We start from the raw sequence: 15,004 nt of genomic DNA, 5'->3' as shown, positions 1-15,004 counted from the left end.
GCTCGGGGCTTACTCGGCGGCCTTGCCGGTCTCGGATTCCATCTGCTTGCGCCGGAACCACTTCTCGGCTTCCTCATCCCAGTCGTCCATGCGGACGTAGGAGACGGTGCGCGGGTGGCGGACCATGTTCGGGTCCACCTCCAGGCCGACGCCTTCCAGGAAGTTGACCAGGCCGATGCGCTCGATCATCTCGCCGGTACGCTCGTGCTCCAGGGCGTTCTCGGCGAAGAAGTCGATGATCTCCTCGGCGATCTCCACCACCCGGTCGTAGTCCTCTTCGGTGTTCAGGGGCAGGAAGGGCGCCACCACGGTGCCGAAAAGGTCGCCGATCTTGAGGGTGCGTTTGCCGCCGATGAGCAGGGTCATGCCCCGGTCCTTGCCCGGGCTGAGCGCCTTGTTCATGACGTTGAGGCAGTGCATGCAGCGCACGCAGCTACCGTTGTCCACATCCAGGGTGTCGTCGTCGTTGAGGCTCAGGGCGTTGGTGGGGCAGCGGCTGATGACGTTGTCCACCACATACTTGCGGCCCTTGCGGGCGACGAAGGCCTTGACCTCCTCCTGGTCCACCTGCATGTCGTCCCGCCAGGTGCCGATGGCGGCAAAGTCGGCGCGCTCGATGGAGTTCATGCAGTCGTTGGGGCAGCCCGAGACCTTGAATTTGAACTTGTAGGGCAGGGCCGGGCGGTGCATGTCGTCGAGGAAGTTGTTGACCAGCTTGCGGTGCAGGTGCTGCTCGTTGAAGCAGGACTGCTCGCAGCGGGCGGCACCGGCGCAGGACATGCCGGTACGGACCGCCGGGCCGGCGCCACCGAGGTCGAAGCCCAGCTCGTTCATCTCGTCGAAGCAGGCCTGGATGTTCTCGGTGTCGATACCCTGGAACATGATGTCGCCACTCTGACCGTGCATGGCGATCAGGCCGGAGCCGTACTTCTCCCAGATGTCACAGAGCTTGCGGACGATCTCGGTGTTGTAGTGCATGCCGGCCGGCGGCATCACGCGCATGGTGTGGAACTCGGCGGCGTCAGGGAACTTCGCCTTGCCGTTCTCGTCCTTTAGCTCGGTGAAGCGGGGGATGATCCCGCCCCCGTAGCCATAGACACTGACGGTGCCGCCCTTCCAGTAACCCTTGCGGTCCTGGTAGCTGGTCTCCAGCTGACCCAGGAGGTCGTTGATCATGGGTTTGTCCTCGGCCAGGTGCTTCAGGCCGGTGACAAAACTGGGCCAGGGGCCGCTTTCCAGTTGATCGAGATTCGGTGTGTCGTGAGACTTCTTAGTGGCCATGGCGCTGCCTCTCCTCCGTCACCGTTTTTGCGGCCAGCAGGCGAGCTGGCGCACGGTCGCTGTCGATGTATTCAACAATGCTTAACCTACGCAGCCCTACCCGGCGGTAAAATATCCATTGATGGATGCGGCTGATCGGGGCTGTATCCCAAAGGGGATATGCAGTGGCCTCGTGCCCTTGATTAAGGTGTGACCTTAAGGCTCACAGCCCGGAGGTGCCCGATGGCCACCATCGCCGACAAGCCGCCGCTCGCCGGCCGCTCCGCCCTGCTGGACGATTACCTCGACGGTTACCAGCGGTTTCTGGATTCACCCTTTGTGGAGATTCGCGACCCCTCCCGGCTCAGCACGGGAGAGCGTCGGGCGCTGCAGGCGCGCTGCCGGCAGGCCGGTATGGCGTTATACCGGACCGGTCCGGGGCGGCTGCAGACGCCGGCGCAGGTGGTCGCACTGGGCGAGCAACTGGGGCTGCGGACCCTGGATCGCCATCCGCTGGTCCGGGAGGATGGGGTCAGCACTTTGATGCAGGCGCCCGCGGGCGAGCGGCGTGCGGAGTACATCCCCTACACCGACCGCCCGATCAACTGGCACACCGATGGCTACTACAATCCGCCAGAGCGCCGGGTGCGCGGACTGATCCTGCATTGCGTGCGCCCGGCCCGGGAGGGCGGTGTCAACCGCCTGCTGGATCACCGGCTGGTCTGGCAGGCCCTCGCCGTCTCCCGGCCCGATGCCCTGAAGGCCCTGCAGCACCCCCGGGCCATGACCATCCCGCCGGACCCGCGTGCCCCCGAGCAGGGCGACCGCAGTGGGCCCGTTTTCCTGCTCGAGCCCACCGGGCTGCATATGCGTTATACCGCGCGCACCCGCAGCATACGCTGGGCGCCGGATGGGCCTGCCGAGGCCTCCGTGGTGCTCCGCGAGATGTTGGACCACCTGTCCCCGTGGGTCCTGGAGCACCGGCTGGCGCCGGGTGAGGGGCTGATCTGCAATAACGTGCTGCACACCCGTACCGGCTTCGTTGACCCCACGGATGGCCCGGGCCGTTGCCTGTTCCGGGCGCGGTATCACGAGAGGGTGATGGCGACATGATGCTTAATGGTAAGGAGCACGACCTTCCGGAGGAGGGGGGTGTAAAGACCCTGCATGAGTTATCCCTGGCCTGGGGTGCCGACTGCGAGTTGCAGGCGGTCACCCACCCCGGTGGGTTGCCGATGCTGCGCATACGTTTGCGCCAGGGAAGGCGCTTCACCGATGTGGAGTTGACCGAGGAGATGGCCCTGGAGATGGCTCAGTGGCTGCAGGCCTGGGCCCGGGCGAAGGGAGGGTGAGCATGTACTGGGAGACCGATGAGTCCACCCCCGCGCCCGGTCCTGCGGAGGCCGTGGACGTCACCTTTCGGCTGGAGGGGCACAGTCTGCCCGCGGATTACGCCCCGGCCCTGGCCGAGGCGCTGGCCGACCCGCTCGCCGATTTCAGCCGCCTGCCCGGTTTCGGCGTCAAGGTGTTGCATTTGCCGGTCAGCGGCAATGGCTGGCACCGGGGCGAGGGCCAGCCCATCTACCTCTCGCGCCGGGTGCAATTGCTGCTGCGGGTGCCACGGGACCGCGCCCGGGCGGCGCTGGCCCTTTCGGGCACCGCCTTTGAGGTGGACGGCGAGGCCTGTCGGCTGGCTCGGGGACGGGTGCGGGAGCTGCAGCAAGTGGAGACGCTCTACGCCAGCCGGGTGGTGCCGCTGGTTCACCCGGAAGAGGACGAGGCCGAGTTCATGGAGGCGGTGGCGCGCCGACTGGCGGCGATGGGGGTCAAACCGCGCAAGATGCTGTGCGGCCGCCGGCAGACCCTGCAGACCCGGTGGGGGCCGGTGACATTGCGCAGCCTGATGGTCGCCGAGATGGGGCCTGAAGGGAGCTATCGTTTGCAGTCCCGCGGTCTGGGGGACGGCGGCCTTTGGGGCTGTGGCCTGTTCATGCCACACAAGTCGGTGACGGAGGTGGAATAGCGCATGGCGATGAGGATGAAGACCCGTTGGTTCCGCCACGGCCAAACGCGCGACCCGGAGCAGGTGGGAGGGGCCGCCGCCATGCTGGCTTGGCGCATGGCAACGCAAACCGTGCGCGATATCTCGGAGCATGGGCCGGTGACTGATCGTGCCGGTGGGCATCTGGCGCTGGTGGAGGAGCTGGCCCTGTTCGCCGTGCAGATGGTGGACCGGCTCGCCTGGCTGCGCGGTGTGGACGACGACCACCGCCGCCGGCTGGTGGCCGCCATGGTCGAGCGCATGAGCAGCGGCGCCGCCGAGAGCGTGGCCGACCCGGAGGCCGGGGTGGCCCTGGTGCGCCGGGCCCACGAACGGCTGGCCACCTATGCGCGTGCCGGCTATGACGGTGAGATGCCGGGTTACGCCGCCTTCAATTGCCTCGGGGCCCTGGGCGGGCGCGCGGCCGGCCACGAGGACGATGTCTGGCTCCACGCTCAGTTGACCGAGGTGGAGGGGCCGGCCATGGCCGAGCGCCTGCACAAGGCCATCGGTGAACTGCTGGAGCCGCTGATTTCCGGGGCGCCGGCAGCCGCCGAATCGGACCCCCAAGTGAACCGTGAGGAGAACCGCTGATGACCCGTACCGCCTTCAGCCCCGAAGTGATCGAGGCCGCCCAGACCCGACTGGAGGCCCATCCGGTCTATGGCGCCATTGAGACCCGCGAGCAGCTCTGCCGGTTCATGGAGCACCATATCTATTCGGTCTGGGATTTCATGTCCCTGGTGAAATACCTCCAGAACCAGGTGGCGCCTGCGAGCTATCCCTGGGTGCCCGTGCCAGGACAGGGCCCCCTGCGCTATTTCATCAACAGCCTGGTGCAGGAGGAGGAGTCGGACGAGGCGCCCCCCGGCAGTGCCCAGGGCCACGCCAGCCACTTCGAGCTTTACTGCCACGCCATGCGGGAGATGGGGGCGGACACCCGTGTCCCACTGGCCTTTGTGGAGCGGGTCGCGGAGGCGGGCATCGACCGGGCCCTGACGCTGCCGGAGGTGCCGGCGCCTGCGCGGACGTTTATGCAGACCACCTTCGGCTTTATCCGTGAGGATCGCCCCCACTGCGTGGCAGCGGCCCTGGCGCTGGGCCGCGAGCACATCATACCCGGTATGTTTCGGGCCTTCCTCGCCCGCATGGGTGTGACGGAGGCTCAGGCGCCCACCTTTCACTACTACCTCAACCGGCACATCCATCTGGACGCGGACTTCCACGGTCCGCTCTCGCTGCAGCTACTCGATGCCCTGTGCGAGGGGGACCCGGATCGATATGCCGAGGCCGAGGCGGCGGCACAGCAGGCGGTGGATGCCCGCATCCGGTTCTGGGACGGGGTGCAGGCGGCACTCGCGGCGGGAACCGCCGAGGCATAACGCGCACAAGTAGCGACCCCTCATCCGGATGAGCGCCCCGGTCCGGATGAGGGGCCGAAGTGTCGGTCAGGGCCGGGCCAGGTCGCCGCCCTGGTGGGTCCACTCGTGCAGGGAGCCGTCGTAGAGCCGGGCCGGCTTCCCGAGCAGTTCGTTGAGCACGAACCAGTGCAGCGTGGCGCGTCGACCGGTGTCGCAATAGACCGTCAGCGGGCCGTCGGGCACGGCGGAAAAGGTGGCCTGCTGCCGCTCGGTGTCGTGCAGGTAGGCCGGGCGGCCACTGCTCCCCAGGTCCCCCATGGGGATATGCAGCGCGCCGGGCAGGTGCCCACGGCCCGCCACCGAGCTGCTGTCCAGGAGCCCCCTGAACTCGCCACCAGAGCGGCCGTCCACCAGGGCCCCGGCCTCACCCGCCTCGATCTGTCCGCGGGTGGCCAGCAACGTTGCGTCGCCGGGGCCTGCCTGAAAATCACCGGGCTCGAAGGGGAGCTGCCGGGTGGCGAAATCGTGGCCGGCGTCGATCCAGCCGGCGACCCCGCCGTCGAGCAAGGCTACCGAGTCATGGCCGAAGTGGCGCAGGGCGAAGTAGAGGCGAGTGGCATTGGCCATGTCACTGATCGACAGCCCCTGGCTGGTCACCACCACCGGCTGCCCCGCATTGACACCGGCCGCCTGCATGGCCGCCTGGAAGGCGGCGGGCTCTGCCAGCATGCCCCCGATGGGGCCGTTCGGGCCGGGGTATTGACCGGTGATGTCCGCGAGTCGGACCAGCCGCGCCCCGGGGATATGCCCCTCAATCCGGTGACTGCCCATGGGCAGTGGGTCTGAGCACAGCCCCATGCCCTCCTCGTCGTCCGAGGGCGCCAGACCGGTGCTGAAGCTGTCGATGTCGGTGCGGATGTCGAGGACCACCACGTCATCCAGATGCGCCGCCAGCCAGTCGGCGCTGACCAGGGGGCCGGGGAGCGGGTCACCCTGGCGGGCGGCGGCGGACAGCGGCAACAGCAGGGCCAGGGCGGTGAGCAGGATGATTCGGCGCATGATATATCCATAGCCAGTAATGTGTGGCCTCAGGATAGCGTGACCGCCCGCCGCCGTCATCCCCGGAGCGGCCTGAAGGGGGCGCCGGAGGCAGGGGGAAGCACAAAAAAAGCCCGGCCGAAGCCGGGCTTTCAGGACAGGCCGTTAGCGACCGTTTAGGCCGGTTCAGGCACCGAACTTGGCCTTGGCCTCCCGACGGCGGCGGTGTAGCACCGGTTCGGTGTAGCCGCTGGGCTGCTCGCGGCCCTTGAGGACCAGCTCGCAGGCGGCCTGGAAGGCCACGCTGCCGTCGTAATCGGCGGCCATGGGCCGGTAGTTGGGGTCGCCCGCGTTCTGTTGGTCCACCACCTTGGCCATGCGCTTCATGGTCTCCATGATCTGCTCCTCGGAGCAGATGCCATGGTGCAGCCAGTTGGCCAGCAGCTGGCTGGCGATACGCAGGGTGGCACGGTCCTCCATCAGCCCGACGTTGTTGATGTCCGGGACCTTGGAGCAGCCGATACCCTGGTCGACCCAGCGCACCACGTAGCCCAGGATGCCCTGACAGTTGTTGTCCAGCTCCTGCTGGATCTCCTCGGCGGACCAGCTGGGGCTGGGCTCCAGCGGGATGGTCAGTAGATCATCCAGGGTGGCCCGCCGCTGACCGGCCAGCCGATCCTGCACTTCGGCCACGTTGACCTGGTGGTAGTGGATGGCGTGCAGGGTGGCCGCAGTGGGGGAGGGCACCCAGGCGCAGTTGGCACCCGCCTTCGGGTGGCCGATCTTGGCCTCCATCATGCCCTTCATCAGGTCCGGCATGGTCCACATCCCCTTGCCGATCTGAGCGCGGCCGCGCAGCCCGCACTCCAGGCCGATGTCCACGTTCCAGTCCTCGTAGGCATTAAGCCAGCGGGAGCTCTTCATCTCCGCCTTGCGGATCATCGGCCCGGCCTCCATGGAGGTGTGCATCTCGTCGCCGGTGCGGTCGAGGAAGCCGGTATTGATAAAGATGATGCGTTCCTTCGCCTCCCGGATGCAGGCCTTGAGGTTGACGGTGGTGCGCCGTTCCTCGTCCATGACGCCGATCTTGAGGGTGTTGCGCTCCATGCCCAGGGCGTCCTCGATGCGGCCGAAGAGCTCCACCGCGAAGGCCACCTCGTCCGGCCCGTGCATCTTCGGCTTGACGATGTACATGCTGCCGGAGCGGGAGTTGCGGTAGCGGCCCAGGCCCTTGAGGTCGTATAGCGCGATCAGGGAGGTGACCATGCCGTCGAGGATGCCCTCGGGGATCTCGTTGCCGTCCGCGTCGAGCACCGCCGGCGTGGTCATCAGGTGGCCGACGTTGCGGATCAGCATCAGGCTGCGCCCGGGCAGGGTGAGGGCGCGGCCATCGGCGCCGATGTAGTCGCGGTCGGCATTCAGTCTGCGCTGGATGGTTTTGCCGCCCTTTTCCAGACTGGTCTCCAGATCGCCGTTCATCAGGCCCAGCCAGTTGCGGTAGACCGCTGTCTTATCCTCCGCATCCACCGCGGCCACGGAGTCCTCGCAGTCCATGATGGCGGTGACGGCCGCCTCCATGACCACGTCCTTCACGCCGGCGGGGTGGTCCTTGCCGATCAGGTGCTCGCGATCGATCTGGATCTCCACATGCAGGCCGTTGTGGCGCAGCAGCAGGACGGTGGGGTCGTCCTCAGCACCGTTATAACCCGCCAGGCCCTCCGGATCGGCCAGCCCGGTCTCGCTGCCGTCCGACAGCCGGGCCTGCAGCCGTTTGCGGCCGTTGTCATCCACCAGGTTGTAGGCCACCACGTCGCCGTGCCGGCCTTGAGCCAGCGGTGCGACCTCATCCAGCACCCGGCCGGCATATTCCATCACCTTCTTGCCGCGTACCGGGTTGTAGCGGGTGCCCTTCTCGGCGCCGTCGTCCTCGGGCAGGACGTCGGAACCGTAGAGCGCGTCGTACAGGCTGCCCCAGCGGGCGTTCGCGGCGTTCAGCGCAAAGCGGGCGTTGTTGATGGGCACCACCAGCTGGGGGCCGGCCACCTCGGCGATCTCCGGGTCGACGTTCTCGGTGGTGGCCTCGAAGTCCTCGCCCTCGGGCTGGAGGTAGCCAAGCTCCTCAAGGAAGGTCTTATACGCCGCAGCATCGTGCGGCTGCCCCTTGCGCTCCAGGTGCCACTTGTCGATCGCCTGCTGGATTTCGTCGCGTTTCTGCAGCAGTTCACGGTTGCGGGCGCCCAGATCGCGTACGATGGCGCCGAGGTGGGTCCAGAAACCATCCGCGTCCACGCCAGTGGCCGGGGCGATCTCCTTGGCAACCAGATCGTAGAGCTCCTGGGCGACCTGCAGGCCGCCGACTTCGATACGTTGGGTCATGAGTCTCCTCGCTGTATTCGGGCCTAGCGCGTTTCCGGGGCTGCCCGGGGACACCGGCCGGACCGGTGCGGTGTGAGTCGGGGCAGCGCCCCAGCCAAACAATGAGTGTAGCGTGCCCAAGGCGGACTGGGGTAACGCCGCCGGGACGACAGTTGTAACCGCTCTGCGGGCATCATGCAACAAAAATGGAACCTGTTTCCATAAAATGAATAACCTTGAGTCCTTGAGGGACATTCTGTGGTAGGCTCGATGCCAGCCACGGTGGCACCACTCTGCGGGGGAAGGGGCGGCCATACGGCCCTGCCAACAGATGTTGAAAGCGTCGGCAACAAAGCGAATCCTCGGCTGGCAGCCCTTTTATCTCTCGCTGCTGAGCATTGCCCTGATCGCAGCGGCGGCGGTCTGGTACGTCTGGGCGGATTGGGACACCCGGCGGTCGCTGCTGATCCGGGAGCACGTTGCCGCGGTGGACACCGCGGTGCAGGCCGCCAGCGGCGGCATGGCCCTGGCCAGTGAGCTGTTGCACCAGGGGATGATCCTGCGGCCCCCGGTCACTGGCGCCGTGGCGGCGGCCGGGCAGGGTGATCCGGCCGTCCGGGCGGAGTTGCGGGACTGGCTATACCGGGAGCTGGGCCCGGTCTATCAGATGCTGCAGGCGCGGGGCCTGGATCAGATGCAGTTCGTGCTGGCCGATGGCGAGAGCCTGCTGCGTTTCCATGCCCCGGAAAGCCATGGCGATAACCTGTTACCGGACCGCGGTGACATTGCCCACGTGCTGGCGACGGGGGAGCCCCTGCAGGTCACCGGGCCGGGCCGCTTCACGCAGGCGCACCGGTATATCACGCCCCTGTATCATGGGGGCGAGCTGCTCGGTGTGGTGGAGACGGGGATGTCCATGGCCGCGTTGCACCGGCGGCTGGATGAGCTCGCCCCGGGCATGGCCTTCCGCATGCTGCTCCGAGCGGACCGGGTCACCGAGGTGGCCCGAGAGGAGGTGGCGGCCCGGTTTCACGCCAGTCCCTTGTCCGACGCCTATGTCCTCGATCATGGGCACGACCTGGCGGACTGGTATGCCGACGAAGATGGCGAGGGGCTGGCGGCGGTGGAGGCGCAGCTGTCGCGGCAACCGGGCCTGGAGGGGGCGCTGGCCCGCGGGGAGGCCTTCGGCCGTGCCCTGGAATACCGGGGTCAGGGGTACCTGGTGGCGTTCGTGCCGATGCTCGACGCCCGCGGCGAGGTCGTCGGCTATGTGGTGGGCTACGGCCGGACCGGGGCCCTGGGCAGTCTCAAACACCAGTTCTATGCCGGCGCGGCCTTCGCGCTCCTGTTGGTGCTCGGGGCCGGCGGGGTGTTGTTGCGGTTCCTGGCGGTGCAGCGTGGCCGACTGCAGGACGAGGCCCGACTGCGGGCGATCTCCGACACCATGAACGAGGGGATGTACGTCTTCGACGGCGAGGGTCGGATCACGCACGTCAACCGGGCGGCGGAGACCTTGCTGGGCTACCGTGCCAGCGAACTGATCGGGGCCCATGCCCACGACCTCTTCCACGCCCATGGGCCTGAGGGCCAGTACATGCCGGCCGCTGAGTGCCCCGTTTATCGGGCCGCGGTGCGAGGGGAGCGGCTCCAGTTGGACTCCGAGTGGTTTCGTCGCCGCGACGGCAGTCACGTGCCGGTTCAGATCTTCGGGGCACCGATCGGGGACTGGCCGGAGGGCCATGCGGGGTCGCGGCCAAACCCGACCTACGTGGTCACCTTTGTTGACGAGACCGAGCGCCGGAGAGAGCGCGAGGCCTTGCGCAAGCTCTCTGCGGTGGTGGAGCAGGGGCCCGGTGCAGTGATGATCACGGACCCGCAGGGCGTGATCGAGTACGTCAACCCGGCCTTCGAGCGGATTACTGGCTACACCGCGGAAGAGGCGGTGGGGCAGACACCGCGCATCATCCAGTCGGGTCTGATGCCCTCGTCCTGGTACCGGGAGATGTGGGCGGCCCTGAACCGGGGCGAGCCTTGGTGGGGTGAGTTCCACAACCGACGCAAGACCGGTGAGCTGTTCTGGGAGGCCGGGGTCGTGTTCCCTCTGCGTGACGATCAGGGCGGGATCACCCACTACATCGCCATCAAACAGGATGTCACAGAGCGCAAAGACGCCGAGCGCCGGCTGGAGTATCACGCCACCCACGACACCGTGACCGGCCTGCCCAACCGGGCGCTGGCCATGGACCGCCTGGAGACCGCGGTTCGCCGGCTGGCGCATCGGCGTGGTCGGGGCTCAGGGGCGTTGTTGGTCCTGGACCTGAGCCAGTTTCGAAAGATCAATGAGAGCCTGGGCCATGCCTCCGGCGATGAGTTGCTGTGCCGAATCGCCGAGCGCCTGCAGGGCGCGCTCGGCCCACACGACACCCTGTGCCGGCCCGGTGGTGATGAGTTCCTGGTCATCCTGCCGGAGCTGCGCACCGCCCGACAGGCCGAACAAGTGGCCAAGGCGCTCCTGGCCACCCTGAAGGCCCCACTGGTGCTGGCCGACCAGGAGATATTCATGGACGCCAGGGTGGGGGTGACCCTGTTCCCGGAAGACGGGACCGATAGCAGTACGCTGTTGCGTAACGCTTACGCCGCCCTGTCCCAAGCCAAGCAGGTGGCGCGGGGTGACTTCCGCTTCTTCAAACCCGAGGCGAATGAGCGGGCCCACCGCTGGCTGGCGCTGGAGGGGCGGCTGCGCCGTGCGCTGGAACAGGAGACGCTGCACCTGGTGTTTCAACCGCTGGTCGATGCCCGGACCCTGCGGCCGACGGGGTTCGAAACCCTCCTGCGCTGGACGCTGGAGGAGCACGGGCCGGTCTCTCCGGGTGAGTTCATTCCCATGGCCGAGGAGACCGGGCTGATCATCCCCATGGGCGAATGGGTTCTGCGCAAGGCCTGTCAGCAGGCCGCCCGCTGGCGGGCCCAGACCGGGCATTGCTATCGGATGGCGGTGAATGTCTCGCCCATCCAGATCACGGGGAGCGATTTCGTGGCCACCGTGCGCACCAGCCTCAGGCGTACGGGTCTGCCCGCCGAGTGCTTGGAACTGGAGATTACCGAGCGCATGCTGCTTGGGGGCCAGCGGCGCGTGCTGCAGAGCCTGCAGGCGCTGCGCGATTTGGGGGTGGGGCTGTCGTTGGACGACTTCGGCACCGGCTACTCAGCCCTGAGCTACCTGCGCCAGATGCCGTTTTCCGTGCTCAAGATCGACCGCAGCTTTGTCCAGGGCGCGGCGGCGGGCCCCCGCGGCGAGCAGCTGTTGTGCTCGATCATCGGTATGGCCCAGGGCCTGGGTCTGCGGGTGGTGGCCGAAGGGGTGGAGACAGAGGCCCAGGTGGCCCTCCTGCAGCGCGAGGGCTGTGATCTGCTGCAGGGGTACCACTTCGCCCGACCCATGGCGGCCGAGGCCGTCACCCGTCTGCTCCAGGGCCCGGAGCGCCCTTAAAGGTTAGTAACCCCGTCGGGGCGGCTCCAGTCGAGCACCCTGTCCACCGGGGGCAGCCACCCGGGGTCGTGGCTGACGATGACAGCGGTGCGGCCCTGGAGCCACTCGTGCAGGCGTCCGGCCAACGCCCGGGCACTGGCGCCATCCAGGCCGGCCGCCGGCTCGTCCAGGAGCACGATATCCGGATCGTGAAGCACCACCCGGGCCAGGGCGAGGCGTCGGGCCTCGCCCCCCGACAGGGTGGCGCCCGATTCGCCCAACCAGGTCTCCAAGCCCTCGGGCATGGCCCGCACCCGCGTATCCAGCCCGGCGACCGCGAGCGCCTGCCACAGCCGCGCCTCGTCGGCCTGCGGCGCGGCCACCCGCAGGTTGCCCGCCACCGTGTCGCTGAACACCGGCGCGTGCTGCTCCAGCATGCCAACCCGCCCGTGCCAAGCCTCCAGGGGCAGGGTGTGCAGAGGCGTGTCGCCGACCAGGATCTGCCCCGACCAGGGGTCGTCCAGGCGGGCGAGGAGTTTGAGCAGGGTCGTCTTGCCCAGTCCGCTGGGGCCGGTGATGGCCAGGTGGCTGCCTTGGGGGATGCGCAGGCTGAAGTCCGCCAGCACCGGGCGCCCCGCATGGTAGCCGTAGCGGACGGCCTTCAGCGTTAGGTCGAAGCGCCCGGGCATGGCTGCCGGTGTCGCCGGGCTTACCACGCGGGCGGGGTGTTCCGCCTGTGCCAGCAGCCGTTCCGCCGCCGAGCGGGTGCGTCCCAGGAACTGGAAGGCCAGCGGTAGCGGCGCCAGCGCCTCGGTCAGGGCCATGAAGGCGAACAGGGCGAGCACCCATTGCGGGCCGGTGATCAGCCCCTGCTGATGCAGCCAGAGCCCGAGGACCAGCGCGGCCAGCAGGGCGAGTTGGCCAAACAGACCGTTCAACGCATTGCCCAGCCCGGTCAGGTGGGCCATGCGGCGCTGCAGTTGCGACCAGGCCCGGCCGTGGCGTCCGATCAGGCGGCGCTGGCGCTCACCGCCGCCATAGACCCGCAGTTCCGCCAGCCCCCTGACCCCCTCGATGATCACCGCGCGGAAACGCGGTTGCAGGTGGCTCATGCGCTCGCCGCTGCGACGCCCGCGCCGGGTGGCCGTCCAGGTGAGCAGGGCGCCGGCCAGCAGCAGCGCCAGTGCCACCAGCGCCAGCCGGCCATCCACCCAGCCCAGCAGTCCGAGGGTGGCCAGCCCCGCCAGGCCAGCCGCGGCAGTGGGACCCAGCACGCGGATGTAGAGGTTGTCCAGGGCCTCGATATCCGCGGTCAGCCGGTTGAGCAGGTCGCCCCCGCGCAGGCGGCCGAGGGTGAGCGGATCCTGTCGGGCCAACCGGGCGAACAGCCAGCAGCGGATGTCCGCCAGTAGTCGGAAGGTGGCCTCATGGGTGACCAGTCGTTCGCCGTAACGGGAGACGGTCCGCGAGACGGCGAAAAAGCGGATGCCGCCGCCGGGCACGTAGATGTCCAGCCCCACGATCAGGCCCAGTCCGGCCAGCGCGGTGGCGGTGATGAACCAGCCGGAGAGGGCCAGCAGCCCGAGGTTGGCCAGCAGGGTGGCGAGGGTCAGCAGGGTGCCCGCAAGCAGCCAGGGCCAACGGCGCAAAAAGAGGCGGGTGAAGTGCGTCAGTGGTTGCTGGGCGCTCATGGCGTCGCCTCCCGCAGTTGTCCATCCCGCAGGGTCAGCACCCGGTCCGCCCACGCCATGCCTGCCGGGCGGTGTGTGGTCATGATCACCGTCCGGCCCTCGGCCGCCTCGGCGAGGGTGGCCAGCAGGGCCTGCTCGTTCTCCGGATCCAGGTGTGCCGTGGGTTCGTCCAGCAGCAACAATGGGGTATCGCGGAGCAGGGCGCGGGCCACCGCCACGCGCTGCGCCTCGCCGCCGGAGAGGCCCTCGCCCCGTTCCCCGATGCGGCTGTCCAGGCCGGCGGGCAGTAATCGGCTGAAGGCGGTGACCCGCGCCTTGCGCGCCGCCGCCTCGATCTGGTCGCGGGGGGCGCCCGGGTAGCCCAGGGCGATATTGTCGGCGAGGGTGCCGTGGAACAGGTGGGCGCGCTGGCCCACCCAGGCCACGTGTTCCCGCAGCCAGGTCGGGTCCAGGTCCCGCAGCGGGTGGCCGTTCAGGCGGATATCGCCTTGCCCCTCCACCAGCCCCAGTAGTAGGTGGATGAGCGTGGACTTGCCGCAACCGCTCGGCCCGGCCACTACGACCCGCTCACCGGGGGCGACATTCATGCTGCAGTCGCGCAGGGCGGTGACGCCGCCGGGGAGCGTGACGCTGACCCCCTCCAGGCGCAAGGCCGGGGGGCCGTCCAGCGTGGGCCGCCGGTTGCCGTTCACCGGGCGGATCGGCGGCGTCTCCAGCAACTCGATCAGCTCCTCGGCCGCCCCGATGGCGCCGGCCCGGTCGTGGTAATGGGTGGCTAGGGTGCGCAACGGCTGGAAGAACTCCGGGGCCAGCAGCAGGATGAACAAACCGCTGAACAGCGTCAGCTCCGGGGAGGGACCGAAGGTGATATAGCCGAGCAGGCCCAGGCCGATATAGATGGCCAACATGGCGATGGCTACGGAGGCGAAAAACTCCAGCACCGCCGAGGAGAGGAACCCCACCCGCAGGACTTTCATGGTACGTTGGCGGAAGTCGTCCGAGGCCTCCCGCAGGCGGGCTTGGTCATGCCCTGTGTGGCCGAACAGCCGGAGGGTGGTCAGGCCGGTGATGCGGTCCAGCATCCAGCCGGAGAGCCGCCCCAAGGCCACCAGTTGCTGCTGCTGCAGTTGTTCCGCGCCGAACCCCACCAGGGCCATGAACAGGGGGATCAGCGGGGCGGTGAACAACAGCAGCAGTGCCGCCAGCCAGTCCAGCGGGAAGACCACCAGCAGGATGAGGAGGGGGACGCCCACGGCGATGATCATCTGCGGGTAAAAGCGGGCGTAGTAGCCCTCAAGTGCCTCCACCTGCTCAAGCAGGGCGGTGGACACTGTCCCGCTCTGGCGCACGCCCAGGCCGACCGGGCCGAGGGCCAGCAGATGCGCATACAGCTCTTCGCGCAACCGGTCCTTGATGCGCGTGGCGGCCCGGACGCCGGCCACCTCCTGGCCCCAGGCGCAGACCGCCCGAACGAGGAAGATCACCGGCAGCCCGAGCAGGGCCGGCCAGAGGGTGTCCAGGCGCACTTCCTCGATCACGGCGGCGTGCACCACATGGGCGATGAGCGCCGATTGCAGTATGATCAGAAGGCCTTGGGTCAATCCGGCCCCGCTGGCCAAGACCAGCAGGTTCCGGGCTGGCCGTGCCCGTTGGGCCAGCCAATGGCGGGCCCGTTGTTTATCCACTTTGTTGCTCACACCTGGGTCGATCCCGCGGTTGGTCTCAATGGGACGGCTACTCTCATTTTTTAGGCTACCGCTAGGTTTTTGTTGCGGTGCTGTGGCGCGTT

At 68.2% G+C, this 15,004-nt stretch carries 11 protein-coding genes; 6 read left to right on the top strand and 5 right to left on the bottom strand.

The window, feature by feature from the left end:
• Window positions 1-9 precede the first annotated feature (9 nt).
• Entirely contained in the window at window positions 10-1,281 is a 1,272-nt protein-coding gene (gene dsrA / locus MLG_RS08445; protein WP_011629393.1) for a dissimilatory-type sulfite reductase subunit alpha, read from the bottom strand.
• 222 nt (window positions 1,282-1,503) lie between these two features.
• On the opposite strand from dsrA, the gene MLG_RS08440 reads away from it, so the two are divergent.
• From MLG_RS08440 to MLG_RS08420, 5 genes are read left to right on the top strand one after another with little or no spacing between them, the layout of a single operon-like run.
• Entirely contained in the window at window positions 1,504-2,373 is an 870-nt protein-coding gene (locus MLG_RS08440) for a TauD/TfdA family dioxygenase (protein ID WP_011629392.1), read from the top strand.
• Window positions 2,370-2,612 (top strand): DUF6967 family protein, encoded by a 243-nt coding sequence (locus MLG_RS08435; RefSeq protein ID WP_011629391.1) that lies wholly within the window; start codon window positions 2,370-2,372, stop codon window positions 2,610-2,612. Before MLG_RS08440 ends, MLG_RS08435 begins: the two co-directional genes overlap by 4 nt.
• A 2-nt stretch (window positions 2,613-2,614) precedes the next feature.
• A complete protein-coding gene (locus tag MLG_RS08430; RefSeq protein ID WP_011629390.1) occupies window positions 2,615-3,283 on the top strand; it encodes a type I-MYXAN CRISPR-associated protein Cas6/Cmx6 in 669 nt (222 codons plus the stop codon).
• A 3-nt stretch (window positions 3,284-3,286) separates the two neighbouring features.
• On the top strand, window positions 3,287-3,895 hold the full coding sequence (locus MLG_RS08425; RefSeq protein ID WP_011629389.1) for a hypothetical protein: 609 nt from the start codon (window positions 3,287-3,289) through the stop codon (window positions 3,893-3,895).
• Window positions 3,895-4,683 (top strand): DUF3050 domain-containing protein, encoded by a 789-nt coding sequence (locus MLG_RS08420; RefSeq protein ID WP_011629388.1) that lies wholly within the window; start codon window positions 3,895-3,897, stop codon window positions 4,681-4,683. The genes MLG_RS08425 and MLG_RS08420 overlap by 1 nt, the downstream gene beginning before the upstream one ends.
• A gap of 66 nt (window positions 4,684-4,749) precedes the next feature.
• Here the strand turns inward: MLG_RS08420 and MLG_RS08415 are convergent, their stop codons facing one another.
• Window positions 4,750-5,721, bottom strand: a complete 972-nt coding sequence (locus MLG_RS08415; RefSeq protein ID WP_041717983.1) for a sulfurtransferase — start codon at window positions 5,719-5,721, stop codon at window positions 4,750-4,752.
• Between the two features lie 165 nt (window positions 5,722-5,886).
• Window positions 5,887-8,076, bottom strand: a complete 2,190-nt coding sequence (locus tag MLG_RS08410; RefSeq protein WP_011629386.1) for a malate synthase G — start codon at window positions 8,074-8,076, stop codon at window positions 5,887-5,889.
• Between the two features lie 310 nt (window positions 8,077-8,386).
• Here MLG_RS08410 and MLG_RS08405 point away from each other — a divergent pair, with 310 nt between their 5' ends.
• Entirely contained in the window at window positions 8,387-11,545 is a 3,159-nt protein-coding gene (locus MLG_RS08405) for a bifunctional diguanylate cyclase/phosphodiesterase (protein WP_011629385.1), read from the top strand.
• Here the strand turns inward: MLG_RS08405 and cydC are convergent.
• Window positions 11,542-13,215, bottom strand: a complete 1,674-nt coding sequence (cydC, locus tag MLG_RS08400) for a thiol reductant ABC exporter subunit CydC (RefSeq protein ID WP_011629384.1) — start codon at window positions 13,213-13,215, stop codon at window positions 11,542-11,544. The two genes, MLG_RS08405 and cydC, sit on opposite strands and share 4 nt — an antisense overlap.
• Window positions 13,212-14,912, bottom strand: a complete 1,701-nt coding sequence (gene cydD, locus MLG_RS08395; RefSeq protein ID WP_011629383.1) for a thiol reductant ABC exporter subunit CydD — start codon at window positions 14,910-14,912, stop codon at window positions 13,212-13,214. The genes cydC and cydD overlap by 4 nt, the downstream gene beginning before the upstream one ends.
• Window positions 14,913-15,004: the final 92 nt, after the last annotated feature.

Source organism: Alkalilimnicola ehrlichii MLHE-1 (assembly GCF_000014785.1).
In the GTDB taxonomy this organism is placed as follows: domain Bacteria; phylum Pseudomonadota; class Gammaproteobacteria; order Nitrococcales; family Halorhodospiraceae; genus Alkalilimnicola; species Alkalilimnicola ehrlichii.
The sequence above is the reverse complement of the archived record's forward strand: the minus strand, read 5'-3'. Positions and strand labels throughout refer to the sequence as shown.